We start from the raw sequence: 13,682 nt of genomic DNA on the forward strand, positions 1-13,682 counted from the left end.
CCTAAGCATCGTCGCCATGGTGGGCCGTTACCCCGCCATCTAGCTAATGCTACGCAACCCCATCCACAACCAATAAATCTTTACTAAACAACCGATGCCGGTCATCAAGCTTATGCGGTATTAATCCGCCTTTCGGCGGGCTATCCCCCAGTTGTGGGTAGGTTGGTTACGCGTTACGCACCCGTGCGCCACTAGCGGTATTGCTACCGCCCGTTCGACTTGCATGTATTAGGCCTGCCGCTAGCGTTCATCCTGAGCCAGGATCAAACTCTCCATTGTATAAATTCTCTTCACTTAGGCGAACCTAAGCTGCTGTCGAGTGCTTGATCCAACTCTTTGTGTTGAACTCGTTTGTTACGCTTGCTACCGTGGGTAGTTGCCTACCGCCGGCAGCCTTACCAATTTGTCTTTTCCAATCATTCAAAGAACGTGCGCCAGCTCCTGTTGAGCTAACCTTGCCGCTACTCCCATAGCCCTTTCCCTCCACTAGCCGGAACCTCTTTTTGCTGGTGTTCTTAAACTCATAACGAGCTTTTAACAAACAGCTTACTCAATGTTATTAGTTCGCTTAACCACCAGGAAATTTGCTTTCGTACAAAGCTTCTTTCTGATTGGGGGTGCAAAGGTAGAAACCCTTATCGATAAACCAAAAAAAATTTAAATATTTTTTCAGCTTGCGACTCCCGTATGGAGTCTTTCTGTGATCGGGGTGCAAAGGTAAAAATGTCTCTTAACAATGCAATAGATGTCGCAAATATTTTTTGAAACTAGTTTAGTGCGTCGTAGTGAAAGGTGGGACATTTGTATGTTTTAGAGTATTATAGTGATTCAAATTATAATGATGACTCCTTAAAAACTTCTTGCCAATGCTGAACAATGCATGGGTGGGTTGGAATATTATATTCATCTGTCTATGCTTATCTGTTTATACTTACTGATTTACTATAGAACCTTGATAATCGCCCGATGAATGATGAATAAGACTAACGATAAATCAGATTTGGAAGATTGAGTATCCATAGAACCTCAGCAGGGTAAGGCGATGCTAGTTGAACGTCCCCTTAAAAAGAGCAAAGCCTGGTGCTGTAGTGAAAGGTCGAGTATGTTCAGATTTGAACAAGGGAACTATTCAAAATATCTCCCGGAAAAGCAAAAAAGGCCTTCCTATGTTAGGAAGGCCTTTTCTTGTAGCGGGGACGAGAGTTGAACTCGTGACCTCAGGGTTATGAATCCTGTGCTCTAACCAACTGAGCTACCCCGCCGGGTTTTTGGTGCCGCAAAGGTAGGCACAAGATTTGACCCGACGCAATCCTTAGTAAAAAAAAACCCGTGTATATTGCCCACTACCTGCCATATGTCTTGGGTAGGAGTGATGCCGTTCTTTTATATATCTACCTTATGCCTCTCTCTGCAACTCGCTCAAAACACCGTTTTTCGGTGGAATACCCTATTAATGCATCAACCAAAATTCTGTACCCATATTTGGCTTCAGCATCAGGGCTGACGCAGTGGTTTTGTCAGGACGTGCGCATTGATGAGGATCACCGCTTCAATTTTATCTGGGATAATCAGCCTCACTACGCCGAGATGAGTTCACATCGCACCAATCGGTCGGTGCGCTATGTGTTTCTGGATCAGAACAAACGACTGACGCCGGATGCGAGCTACCTCGACTTTACGTTGGAAGAATCTCAGCTAACACAAGAGGTATATCTGCGGGTGCTAGACTACTCGGAAGAAACGGATGAGGAGGAGTTGCAGGAAATGTGGGATAGCCTGATTGTTAAGTTGCGGGAACAAGTAGGCGGATAAGTCGGGTTAATTATAAAAATTGAAGGAGCAGAAGCTAAACGGGCAGTAGCTACGTTTACCTACTGCTCCTTTTTAGTGGAAATGCCCCCCAGCGGTACATTTCTGGTTGATCAATGAAAAAACTCGACAAACTGATTCTGAAGGCCTTTGCTGGCCCTTTTTTACTTACGTTCGCAGTGGTGGAGTTTATCCTGCTGACGCAGTATATGCTCAAATACATGGATGATATAATTGGCAAAGACCTCGGTTTCGCGGTCATTGGCCAGTTATTATTCTTTTTTAGTGTCCTGATGGTACCAATTGCGCTGCCTTTGGCGGTGCTGCTATCGTCGCTCATGACTTATGGAACATTGGGCGAACACCAGGAACTGACTGCTATCAAGACTTCTGGAATTTCGCTAACCCGTATTCTGAGACCGGTGCTGCTGGTAAGCTTGGTGTTGGCCGTTGGAGCATTCTGGTTTAATAATACCATCGTTCCAAAGGCTAATCTGAACGCCTACAGCTTGCTGTGGGATGTGCGCCAACAGAAACTGTCCTTGGATATTCGGGAGGGTGTGTTCTATAACGGTATTCCCGGCTATACTATTAAGGTGAATCAGAAGGCTGGTGAGAATGGCGACCTGCTTAAGGGCGTCATGATTTATGACCACACCAATACAGACGGTAACTCCAAGGTTATTCTGGCTGATTCTGGCCGGATGTTTATGCGCTTTGGGGGGCAATATTTGGGGTTGGAGTTATTCGATGGCGTCATGTATCTGGAGCAGCCCGATGTTCGAAATAGGGCAGGAGCGAGCTTCGTGCGCCAAGCTTTTTCGCGCAACTTGATTACGTTCTCTTTAGCGTCTTTTGATTTGAACCGGACGCAGCAGGAGCTGTTCACGGAGAACAAAATGATGATGGATCTGCCGCGTCTGCATCAGTACACTGATTCGCTGCATAAGCGCCTTGGTACCGAGCGACAACAACAAGTGCGGATGCTGAACCCCTATTATGTGCATATGCGGCTTGATACTACTGGGCAAGCTGCCAATCAGCGGGTGGCGAACTGGCAGGTATCAACCAAAGAATTGCCCCCCCTCACGCTCAACCAAGTGCAACAGGCCACCAACCGGGCCCGCAACTTGCGTGGCTACTTGAGTAGCTCAGTTGAGCGCCTTTCAACATTAGCCCGTGAAACCGGCAACTATCGCATTGAGATTTACCGCAAGTACACGCAGTCAGCTGCTGTATTGATTATGTTTTTGATTGGCGCACCGCTGGGGGCCATTATTAAGAAAGGTGGCTTGGGCGTGCCAGTGCTGATTTCTATACTGTTCTTTATTATTTATTACGTGGCCTCCATCATGGGAGAGAAGTATGGGCGCGAAGGTGTGCTGCCGGTAGGGCTAGGCATGTGGATTGCTGATGCACTGCTGTTGCCTGTAGGACTGTTTTTTCTATACCAAGCACGGCGCGACTCGGGCGTACTTGAAGTGGATTTCTGGCGCCGACTACCAGCCAAAATTCGCTGGCCCTTTCGTGGTTACCGCCGCGCATCCTAGTTGCTTTTACTTATTTGTGGCATCTAATCCAAGCTCCAAAGCCAGAAGTGCAAATCTGAACGGTCAAAAACGAACAACGAGCCATAAAAACTCTTACCTTTGCGGCCACTCCGAGATGCGGGGTGGCCTTTTTTCTCATATTTTAATTCCAGACGGGTAACTCCTATCTGCCGATGAAACTCACTACCGAAGCAAAACAGACTATTTTCGCTGAAAATAGCCTATCCAAGTCTGCCACCGATACCGGTTCGGCTGAATCACAAATTGCGCTGTTTACGCACCGCATCAATCACCTGACGGAGCACCTGAAGGTTAACAAAAAAGACTTTTCGACTCGCTTAGGCTTGCTTAAGCTTGTAGGTAAGCGTCGTCGCCTGCTTGACTATCTGCAGCACCGCGAGATCAACCGCTACCGCGCAATTATTAAGGAGCTGGGTATCCGCAAGTAATCCCGTCCGTAGGAGCAGGGAGCCCTCTTTAGAGGGTTCCCTGCTCTTTTTTTGACCCCTTGGGTCACCTTTTGGGTAAGGCAAACTGTTACATTATAAAAAAGCCCCCCAGACAATTCTAGAGTAAAATAATACCGGAGGCCGGTACTGTTTTTTTGGCTGCTCGCCCGCTGTCGCTTTTCTAAGCAATCTTTCCGATGCCTAATTACCACGCTATTACCAAAACTATTACGCTGCCAGATGGTCGGCAGATAACCCTTGAAACTGGCAAATTGGCCAAATTCGCCGATGGGGCGGTAGTGGTACGCCTTGGCGATGCCATGCTGCTGGCTACGGTGGTTTCGCAGCCCAGCCAGCGCGAAGGCGTTGATTTCTTGCCTTTATCAGTTGATTATCAGGAGAAGTTTGGCTCGGCCGGCAAAATTCCTGGTTCATTTCAGCGCCGCGAAGGTCGCTTGTCGGACTCCGAAATCCTCGTTAGCCGTTTGGTCGACCGCATTTTGCGCCCCATGTTCCCCAAGGATTATCACTATGAGGTGCAGGTGATGATTTCGCTGATATCAGCAGATAAGGATGTCCAGCCTGATGCCTTGGCTGCTCTAGCCGCCTCAGCTGCACTGTCTGTTTCTGATATCCCATTTGCTGGCCCTATTTCAGAAGTACGCGTAGCGCGTATCGATGGTAAGCTGCAAATCAACCCCAAAACCTCCGACATTGCCCGCGCAGACATCGACCTCATCGTTGGTGCTACCGCCGACTCGGTGGCGATGGTAGAGGGCGAGATGAATGAAGTGAGCGAAGAGGAAATGGTGCAAGCCATTGCTTATGCTCATGAAGCGATTAAGGAGCAGGTACGCGTGCAGATGGAGCTGGGCGCTGTAGTGGAGAAGGCTGCTGTAAAGCGTGATTATCCAAAATACGAAGAGGATGCCGAACTGAAGCAGCGTATTACTGATGCTGTTTATCAGAAGGCCTATACCGTAGCTTACTCTGGCAATACTAGCAAGGCGGGCCGTAAGGAAGGCTTTAGTGCTATCAAGAAGGAGTTGCTCGAAACACTTATAGCTGAGCAGCCCGAACTGAACATGAAAATGTTCAGCCGCTACCACGCATCAGCAGAGAAGAAGGCTATCCGCGACATGATGATCAAGGAGCGTACGCGCTTAGATGGTCGTCAACTCACGGAAATCCGTCCTATCTGGAGCGAAATTAACTATCTGCCCGGTGCACACGGCTCTGCTTTGTTTACACGCGGTGAAACTCAGTCGCTGACTACGGTGACTTTGGGTACTAAATTGGATGAGCAAATTATTGACTCTGCTATGCTTTCGGGCTATAGCAAGTTTATGCTACACTACAACTTTCCGGCCTTCTCGACTGGCGAAGTAAAACCTAACCGCGGTCCTGGCCGTCGGGAAATTGGCCACGGTAACTTGGCTATGCGCTCTTTAAAGCGTGTATTACCAGGTGAAGACGAGAACCCTTACACTATTCGTATTGTATCGGATATTCTGGAGTCAAACGGCTCTTCGTCGATGGCTACGGTTTGTGCTGGTTCATTGGCACTGATGGATGCAGGTGTGAAAGTTCGCGCCGCAGTATCCGGTATCGCAATGGGCCTTGTACAAGATAAAGAGACCGGCGAGTATGCTGTGTTGTCTGACATCTTGGGTGATGAAGATCACTTGGGTGATATGGACTTCAAAGTGACGGGCACTGAGAAAGGAATCGTGGCATGCCAGATGGATATCAAAATCCAGGGGTTGAGCAGCGAAATCCTGACTGCTGCTCTGCACCAGGCTCGCGAAGGCCGTCTGCACATCTTAGGCGAAATGGCTAAAACCATCAGCCAGCCCGCCGCCGACATGAAGCCGCATACACCTCGTTCGCACAAGATGCTGATTGAGAAAGAGTTTATCGGTGCTATTATCGGACCCGGTGGCAAAGTCATTCAGCAGATCCAGAAGGACACCAACGCTACGGTAATTATCGAGGAGAAGGACGAGAAAGGTCACGTAAGCATTTACGCATCGAACCAAGAGGATATGGAAGCAGCCATTGGCCGCATCCGTGCTATTGCAGCTCAGCCAGAAATAGGTGAAACCTACAAGGGTAAAGTTCGCAGCATCCAGCCTTATGGTGCTTTCGTAGAAATTATGCCTGGCAAAGACGGCCTTTTGCACATTTCAGAAGTAGGCCACGAGCGCCTGAATAGCTTGGAAGGTGTGCTGGAAGTTGGTCAGGAAATTGACGTAAAACTGCTTGATATCGATAAGAAGACCGGCAAATACCGTCTCTCGCGCAAGGTTTTATTGCCACGGCCCGAGCGTACAGCCGCCGATAATGGTGAAGCCCAAGCCTAGTCTTCGAACTTTCGCGGGTACCGGCATGTTGCCCAAAACTAGCCAGTACCCGTAAAAGGTATCAGTAATGTTCAATAACTATCATAATACAACTCTTTCGCGCCCGCAATGAGACAGCTTAAAATCAGCAAGCAAATCACCAACCGCGAAAGCCAGTCGCTGGATAAATACCTCCAGGAGATTGGCAAAGTGGATTTGCTCACCCCCGACGAGGAGGTAACGCTGGCGCAGCGGATTAGGGAAGGTGACCAACAAGCACTGGAAAAGCTTACCAAAGCCAATCTTCGCTTCGTGGTATCAGTAGCCAAGCAATATCAGAACCAGGGGCTTTCGCTGGGCGACTTGATCAATGAGGGCAACCTTGGCTTGATTAAGGCAGCTAAGCGCTTTGATGAAACCCGCGGCTTTAAGTTTATTTCTTATGCCGTATGGTGGATTCGTCAGTCCATTCTGCAAGCCTTGGCCGAGCAGTCGCGCATTGTGCGCTTGCCGCTGAACCGGGTTGGTTCCCTAAACAAAATTTCGAAATCCTTCTCTGAACTGGAGCAAAAATTTGAGCGGGAGCCCTCGCCCGAAGAGATTGCCGAAGTACTGGAACTGACTACCTCTGAGGTAGTAGATACGCTCAAGATTTCAGGCCGTCACGTGTCCGTAGACGCGCCGTTCGTGCAAGGCGAAGAGAACCGCCTACTCGACGTGCTCGAAAATGAAGACGAGGAATCGCCTGATACGGGCCTAATGAACGACTCACTGCGCAAAGAAGTGCAGCGCGCCCTCTCTACGCTTACCAAGCGTGAAGCGGATGTGATTACCCTTTACTTCGGTTTGAATGGCGAGCATTCGCTTACACTGGAAGAAATTGGTGAGAAGTTTAGCCTGACTCGGGAGCGGGTTCGCCAGATCAAAGAGAAGGCTATTCGCCGCTTGCGCCACACTTCGCGCTCCAAAGCCCTGAAGCCTTATCTGGGGTAAATTTTGCCCCCCAGCCTCAAAAACCCCAGCCTATTCGTTGGGGTTTTTTGTTACACGTGGTAGTAGCATTCCTTCAGATGTACTCTGAAATGATAACTGGGGGGCTTTTTTGCTACTATTGCTGTGGCGTTTGAAGCTCAAACGAGCACCCAGGCCATATTCAATTTTTTTATTGCATCTCCGCTTTCACCAGAAATGGAAAATACCAATTCGGAACACGTAAAGTGTTTGATTATCGGTTCGGGACCAGCCGGCTATACAGCAGCTATTTATGCCGCCCGTGCTAATATGCAGCCCGTTATGTATCAAGGTTTGCAGCCCGGTGGACAGCTTACTATTACTAACGACGTCGAGAACTTTCCTGGTTACCCGGATGGGGTGATGGGGCCGGCTATGATGGAAGACTTGAAAAACCAGGCGGCGCGCTTTGGAACGGATGTCCGTTATGGTCTGGCCACGGCAGTGGACTTTTCGGGTCATCCGCACCAGGTAACTATTGACGAGCATAAAACCATCACCGCCGATACTGTGATTATCGCTACTGGTGCTTCGGCTAAGTGGCTTGGCCTAGAGTCAGAAGCACGGCTGAATGGCTCGGGTGTATCGGCTTGTGCTGTTTGCGACGGTTTCTTTTATCGCGGTAAGGAAGTTGCCATTGTAGGCGCTGGCGATACGGCGGCTGAGGAGGCAACGTATCTAGCCAACCTGTGCTCGAAAGTGTACATGATTGTGCGGAAGGGTGAGATGCGCGCTTCGAAAATCATGCAGAAGCGTGTAGTCGACAACCCCAAAATAGAGGTTCTGTGGAACACGGTAACCGACGAAATTCTGGGCGAGCATGCCGTGGAAGCGGTGCGCGTGAAGAATACGATGACTCATGAAACGCGTGAAATTCCGGTGGAGGGCTTTTTTGTTGCTATCGGGCACGAACCTAATTCCAAGATTTTTCAGCCCTTTCTGCACCACGATGAGCAAGGGTATTTGAAAACGATTCCTGGCTCATCCAAAACCAACGTCGATGGTGTGTTTGCCTGTGGTGATGTGCAGGACTACACCTATCGTCAGGCGGTGACGGCGGCTGGCACAGGCTGTATGGCTGCTTTGGACGCAGAACGGTATCTGGCTGCTTTAGGTGAGCATTAAAGGATTTTTTAACTCACGTCATACCAAGCCGGGCAAAACATTTTGTTCAGCTTGGTATGACATCTCTTTAATTTAAGTTTTCCAGGCTCTTTGCCTATAAGCCACACACTAGCCACCAGGCATTCACGTTTGGTTGCTTAACTTGCTATCTTGAAAACTGCCCTTAGGGGCGAGGAACGCCTCAACGTCATTCGCTTTTGTTGAATTTTTTGAAATATGGGCTACTGCCCCTGTTGATGATTGGGCTGCTGCTTGCGTGGCCCAACTCAGCCCAGGCCCAACGCCGAAAAGCCCCCCAGCCAAAAGCTAAGGGTGGCTCGGCGGGCCAGCGGAAGGATTTCTTCCGCATGAAATCGCCCACGATCCGCTACGTGCGGCCCGATACGACTGTTCTTATAAAGACGGAAGATTTGCCCGATGACAACTCGGAAGCAGCCAAATCAATCTTCTTCAATCCCGCCAAAAAGCTGTCGATGGTCAGTGAGGATACCACCTCACTGAATGAAGGCGAGCAGCATATCGTGGAAGTGTCTGACGAGGTTCGCATTGACAGCTCGTGGGTGAAAGTGGCTGGCTATTACGCCATCTGGGATACGCGCAACATCAATCCATATCGCGTTGATGGTCGCCGGCTGCGCGATACGCTCACGCTGAAGCTGGTAGATCCGCCGCGGAAGCGATATGCCAAAATGCCTCTGGGTACGACGCCTACCACTTCCGATTTTGGGTTTCGTGGTAGCCGCTGGCACTATGGCGTTGACCTGGATCTGAATACCGGCGACACCGTGCGCGCCGCCTTCGATGGGGTAGTGCGGATCTCGAAATGGGACGGAAGCGGCTACGGAAACTATCTGCTGGTGCGTCACTATAACGGTATTGAAACCCTATATGGCCACCTGAGCAAGTCGCTTGTTACGACGGGCACTTTTGTGAAAGCTGGACAAGTTATCGGGCTGGGGGGCAATACGGGCCGCAGCACAGGCTCGCACCTTCACTATGAGGTGCGCTACGAAGGCAACCCCATAGACCCCGAGCGGATGTATGACTTTCCGGATTATAAGCTTCGGCAAGACAATTTTCAGATTACCTCGGCTCTGTTCAACTATTACAGTAAAGCCCTACAGAGCCGCTCACGGTCTGGCTCCAGCAGTAGCAGCAAGCCAACAGCCGCACGGCGGATTGTAACGCATAGGATCAGAAGTGGCGATACGCTCTCCGAAATAGCTGAAAAATACGGCGTATCGGTTAGTCAGATTAAGCGGCTGAATGGTGGCACGTCAACCTTACGTATCGGTCGTACGTTGCGTATTAAATAATCTGCCCTCTAGAATTCTTCACTGACTTAGCCGGTAAAGCGCTGGTTGTTCTGCTACAACAGCAGACGCCTCAGCTTTTACCGGCTAAGTCATTTGACGTTTTAACCACCCCTGCAACATGAAATTAGATATTCTGGCCATCGCCGCCCACCCCGACGATGCGGAAATGTCCTGTGCCGGTACTTTACTAGCCGAAGCGTCCCGAGGCAAGAAGATAGGAATAGTAGACTTAACGCGGGGAGAGCTTGGCACGCGGGGCACTCCCGAAATACGAGCTGCAGAGGCCGCCGCCGCTTCCAGAATACTGGGCCTGCACGCCCGCGAGAACCTGGGATTGGCCGACGGCTTTTTTTATAACGACCGGGAACACCAATTGCCGATAATTGCCGCCGTGCGACGCTATCGACCCGATATTGTACTGCTTAATGCCATTCACGACCGCCACCCAGACCACGGCCGGGGTTCCCAGCTGGCTTCCGAATCGTGCTTTCTGTCGGGGCTGAAGATGATTGAAACGCTGGATGAAAATGGCCAGCCCCAGGCCGCCTGGCGGCCCCAACTGGTATATCACTATATACAGGACCGGCAAATTGCGCCCGATTTTGTGGTTGATATATCGGAGTTCTGGGATAAGAAGTGGGAGGCAATTCAGGCTTTCAAAAGCCAGTTCTTCGACGCGAACAGCACCGAACCCGTTACGTATTTGTCTACGCCGGCCTTTTCGAAGTTTATGGAAGCTCGCGCCCGTGAGTTCGGGCACTTAATAGGAGTAGAGTTCGGCGAAGGATTCACCCGCGAGCGGACACTGGGGGTGCGGCAGCTGTCGGATTTGGTTTAAATCAGCTTCGATAAAAATTGAATTCTGCTTCTCTGCCATTAAGTAAGCATCCTAAAAAAGTCCCCCCAGAATGTTTCTGGGGGCTTTTTTAGGATGCTTACTTAATGTTCTGTTAGCGCGTGCCCAACCGATTCCGCTTCCAGGCTGAACCTGTAGCGGAAGATTCGGGCGTAGCGGCAACAATTGGCGTTTTCTTCTCGGCGAGCAGCGTCGCGCCGAGCACGGCCGCCAGCTTATTGATTTCCGCTTCATCATCGGTGCCAATAGCCAAATTGGCGGGGGTGAAGTGGTCGCGGATGAAGTTTGTGTCAAAATTGCCCCCCACGAAGGCCGGGTGCTGAAGTACGAAGCGGCCGAAGGAGAGCGTGGTTTCAATACCCGTAATCTGGTACTCATCGATGGCGCGCAGCATACGGGCAATGGCTTCCGCGCGGTCTTTGCCGAAGGTGACGAGCTTGGCAATCATGGGGTCGTAATAGATCGGAATATCCATGCCTTGCTCGAAGCCGTCATCAACGCGGACGCCAGGGCCCTGGGGTCGCACGTAGGTAGAGAGCGTGCCGATATCGGGCAGGAAGTTGTTGGCCGGGTCCTCGGCGTACACGCGCAGCTCAAGGGCATGGCCGGTAATAGTAAGATCATCCTGCTGGAAGGGCAGGGGCTCGCCCTGAGCCACCCGAATCTGCTCTTTCACGAGGTCCAAGCCTGTGATTTGCTCCGTGACGGGGTGCTCCACCTGCAGACGCGTATTCATCTCCAGGAAATAGAAATTGTGGTTTTCGTCGAGCAGAAATTCCACCGTGCCGGCTCCGGTATAGTTGCAGGCGCGGGCCACATCCACGGCCGCGCGGCCCATCTGCTCGCGTAGCTCAGGCGTGAGCACGGAGGAGGGCGCTTCCTCAATCACCTTCTGATGGCGGCGCTGAATGCTGCATTCGCGCTCAAAAAGGTGTACAATATTGCCGTGCTCATCACCCAGCACCTGAATTTCGATGTGGCGAGGCGAGCCGATGTACTTTTCAATGAATACAGCACCATCGCCAAAAGCACTGGTAGCTTCCGATACGGCCAGCTGCATCTGCTCCTCAAACTCGCTTTCCGCATTCACGATGCGCATGCCCTTGCCGCCACCGCCCGCAGATGCTTTAATCAGAATAGGGAAACCAACCTGGCGCGCCACTACTTTGGCGGCTTCCACATCCGTGATGGCCTCCTCGGTGCCGGGCACCATCGGAATATCAAAGTCGGCCACCGCGGCTTTGGCAGCGAGCTTGGAGCCCATCAGCTCCATAGCCTCAGGCGAGGGACCAACGAAAATTAAGCCTGCCTCCTTTACCTTCCGGGCAAAGGCGGCATTCTCGCTCAGAAAGCCGTAGCCGGGGTGAATGGCGTCGACGCCAAGCTGGCGGCACACTTCCAGAATCTTGTCGCCGCGCAGGTAGCTTTCGCTTGATTGTGGACCCCCCACGCACACGGCCTCATCGGCGTAGCGCACGTGCAGGGCCTGGCGGTCGGCCTCACTATAAATAGCTACGGTCTGGATGCCCATCTCGCGGGCCGAGCGCAACACACGGAGTGCGATTTCGCCCCGGTTGGCAACCAGTAGTTTTTTGATTTGCTTCATGTAAGGGGGTGGGAAATGGCTGGTAATAGAAACCAGATGCCAGCTTAGGAGGACAATAAAGTCAGTTTTTTGTGCTATACTGGAAACTGACAAGGAACAATTTACCGCTAACTTAGCTCAAAGAAACACCATTCTGTTGGCTCGGGGAAGTGCTGGGGGGCATTTTTATGCTGCGTCAGCAAAGTAGAAAGCCACGGCTTTCGCAGTTACCTTCGTGAATTGCCATAACTTTGCACAAGACCGGTGGTTGTGTCCAGCATACTACTGCCGTATTCGTTTCACATTTAATTTATTCCTCCGTGGATCTTTTCGAGAAGATTGCTTCCAACCGCGGCCCATTGGGCAGCCACTCGCACTATGCGCACGGCTACTTTACCTTTCCCAAGCTAGAAGGCGAGATCAAGCCCCGCATGATTTTTCGCGGGAAGGAAGTGCTTACCTGGAGCCTCAATAACTACTTAGGTTTGGCTAATCACCCGGAGGTGCGCCGGGTAGACGGTGAATCTGCCATGGAGTGGGGTATGGGTACGCCCATGGGCGCCCGTATTATGAGTGGCAACTCCAACCTGCACGAGCAACTGGAGGCTGAGCTGGCCGACTTCGTGAAGAAGCCCGATGCCCTGCTGCTCAACTTTGGCTACCAGGGCATCGTGTCTATCATCGACGCCGTGGTGAACCGCCACGATGTGATTGTATACGACGCCGAGTCGCATGCCTGCATTATTGATGGCGTACGGCTGCACCAGGGCAAGCGCTTTGTGTATCCGCACAATGATATGGAAAGCCTCGAAAAGCAGCTGCAGCGGGCCACCCGCATGACGGCCGAAACCGGCGGCGGTATTCTCGTGATTACGGAGGGTGTGTTCGGCATGTCAGGCAACCAGGGCAACCTGCGCGATGTGGTGGCTCTGAAGGAAAAATATCAGTTCCGATTGCTCGTTGACGATGCGCACGGATTCGGCACAATGGGCGCTACCGGCGCTGGAGCGGGCGAAGAACAGGGTGTTCAGGACGGCATTGATCTTTATTTTTCAACGTTTGCGAAGAGCATGGCGAGCATCGGAGCCTTCGTAGCGGGCCCTGAGAGCGTAATTGAATATTTGCGATACAATATGCGTAGCCAGATTTTCGCCAAATCGCTACCTATGCCGCTTGTAGTGGGTGCAATGAAGCGTTTGGAGCTCCTCCGCACGCAACCAGAGCTGAAAGAGAATCTCTGGACGGTGGTTAGGGCTTTGCAGAGCGGTTTGCGCGAAAAGGGCTTTAATATCGGTACTACGCAGTCGCCGGTGACTCCTGTGTTCCTGAGCGGCGAAATCCCCGACGCAACGCAAATAACCTTCGATTTACGCGAGAATCACGGTATTTTCTGCTCTATCGTGGTTTATCCGGTAGTTCCAAAGGGCGTGATTATGCTCCGCCTTATCCCAACGGCCGTGCATACGCTCGAAGACGTGCGCCTGACCATTACGGCCTTCGAAGCGGTGGCTGAAAAGCTCAATAAGGGCCTGTATTCTAAGACTACTGCATCCGTGCAAGCCTAGTCAGTTTAGCAATTTGTGGAAGCGTTAACGCCGACAATCATAATGGTTGTCGGTGTTATTTTTTGTATTATCCC

At 51.2% G+C, this 13,682-nt stretch carries 10 protein-coding genes, 1 tRNA gene and 1 rRNA gene; 9 read left to right on the forward strand and 3 right to left on the reverse strand.

All coding sequences use genetic code 11. The annotated features are described in order from the left end of the window. A 16S ribosomal RNA gene (locus IEW06_RS14600) occupies positions 1-279 on the reverse strand; the annotation flags it as partial. A 909-nt stretch (positions 280-1,188) separates the two neighbouring features. Next, positions 1,189-1,262, reverse strand: a tRNA-Met gene (locus tag IEW06_RS14605). Between the two features lie 136 nt (positions 1,263-1,398). Here IEW06_RS14605 and IEW06_RS14610 point away from each other — a divergent pair. From IEW06_RS14610 to bshB1, 8 genes are all read left to right on the forward strand, one after another. After that, positions 1,399-1,812 carry an START-like domain-containing protein gene (locus tag IEW06_RS14610; protein WP_084447460.1) on the forward strand — a complete coding sequence of 138 codons (414 nt, stop codon included), beginning with the start codon at positions 1,399-1,401 and terminating at the stop codon, positions 1,810-1,812. Between the two features lie 113 nt (positions 1,813-1,925). Beyond that, entirely contained in the window at positions 1,926-3,359 is a 1,434-nt protein-coding gene (locus IEW06_RS14615) for an LptF/LptG family permease (protein ID WP_188548505.1), read from the forward strand. 173 nt (positions 3,360-3,532) lie between these two features. Next, entirely contained in the window at positions 3,533-3,808 is a 276-nt protein-coding gene (gene rpsO, locus IEW06_RS14620; protein WP_133272904.1) for a 30S ribosomal protein S15, read from the forward strand. Between the two features lie 197 nt (positions 3,809-4,005). Then, complete coding sequence (pnp, locus tag IEW06_RS14625; RefSeq protein WP_187732047.1) at positions 4,006-6,171, forward strand: polyribonucleotide nucleotidyltransferase; 2,166 nt, start codon at positions 4,006-4,008, stop codon at positions 6,169-6,171. Positions 6,172-6,279: 108 nt separating this feature from the next. Then, positions 6,280-7,143 carry a sigma-70 family RNA polymerase sigma factor gene (locus tag IEW06_RS14630; protein ID WP_084447456.1) on the forward strand — a complete coding sequence of 288 codons (864 nt, stop codon included), beginning with the start codon at positions 6,280-6,282 and terminating at the stop codon, positions 7,141-7,143. A gap of 195 nt (positions 7,144-7,338) precedes the next feature. After that, positions 7,339-8,286, forward strand: coding sequence for a thioredoxin-disulfide reductase (gene trxB, locus IEW06_RS14635; RefSeq protein WP_187732046.1), 948 nt, complete (start codon positions 7,339-7,341; stop codon positions 8,284-8,286). Between the two features lie 209 nt (positions 8,287-8,495). Next, a complete protein-coding gene (locus tag IEW06_RS14640) occupies positions 8,496-9,602 on the forward strand; it encodes a M23 family metallopeptidase (RefSeq protein WP_229743134.1) in 1,107 nt (368 codons plus the stop codon). A 118-nt stretch (positions 9,603-9,720) separates the two neighbouring features. Then, positions 9,721-10,440 (forward strand): bacillithiol biosynthesis deacetylase BshB1, encoded by a 720-nt coding sequence (bshB1, locus tag IEW06_RS14645; RefSeq protein WP_187732044.1) that lies wholly within the window; start codon positions 9,721-9,723, stop codon positions 10,438-10,440. 112 nt (positions 10,441-10,552) lie between these two features. Here bshB1 and accC read toward each other — a convergent pair whose 3' ends face one another. Further along, a complete protein-coding gene (accC, locus tag IEW06_RS14650; protein ID WP_187732043.1) occupies positions 10,553-12,064 on the reverse strand; it encodes an acetyl-CoA carboxylase biotin carboxylase subunit in 1,512 nt (503 codons plus the stop codon). Between the two features lie 299 nt (positions 12,065-12,363). Here accC and IEW06_RS14655 point away from each other — a divergent pair, with 299 nt between their 5' ends. Continuing rightward, positions 12,364-13,608, forward strand: coding sequence for an aminotransferase class I/II-fold pyridoxal phosphate-dependent enzyme (locus IEW06_RS14655; RefSeq protein WP_187732042.1), 1,245 nt, complete (start codon positions 12,364-12,366; stop codon positions 13,606-13,608). The last annotated feature ends 74 nt before the right edge of the window (positions 13,609-13,682 follow it).

The organism is Hymenobacter qilianensis (assembly GCF_014638675.1).
In the GTDB taxonomy this organism is placed as follows: domain Bacteria; phylum Bacteroidota; class Bacteroidia; order Cytophagales; family Hymenobacteraceae; genus Hymenobacter; species Hymenobacter qilianensis.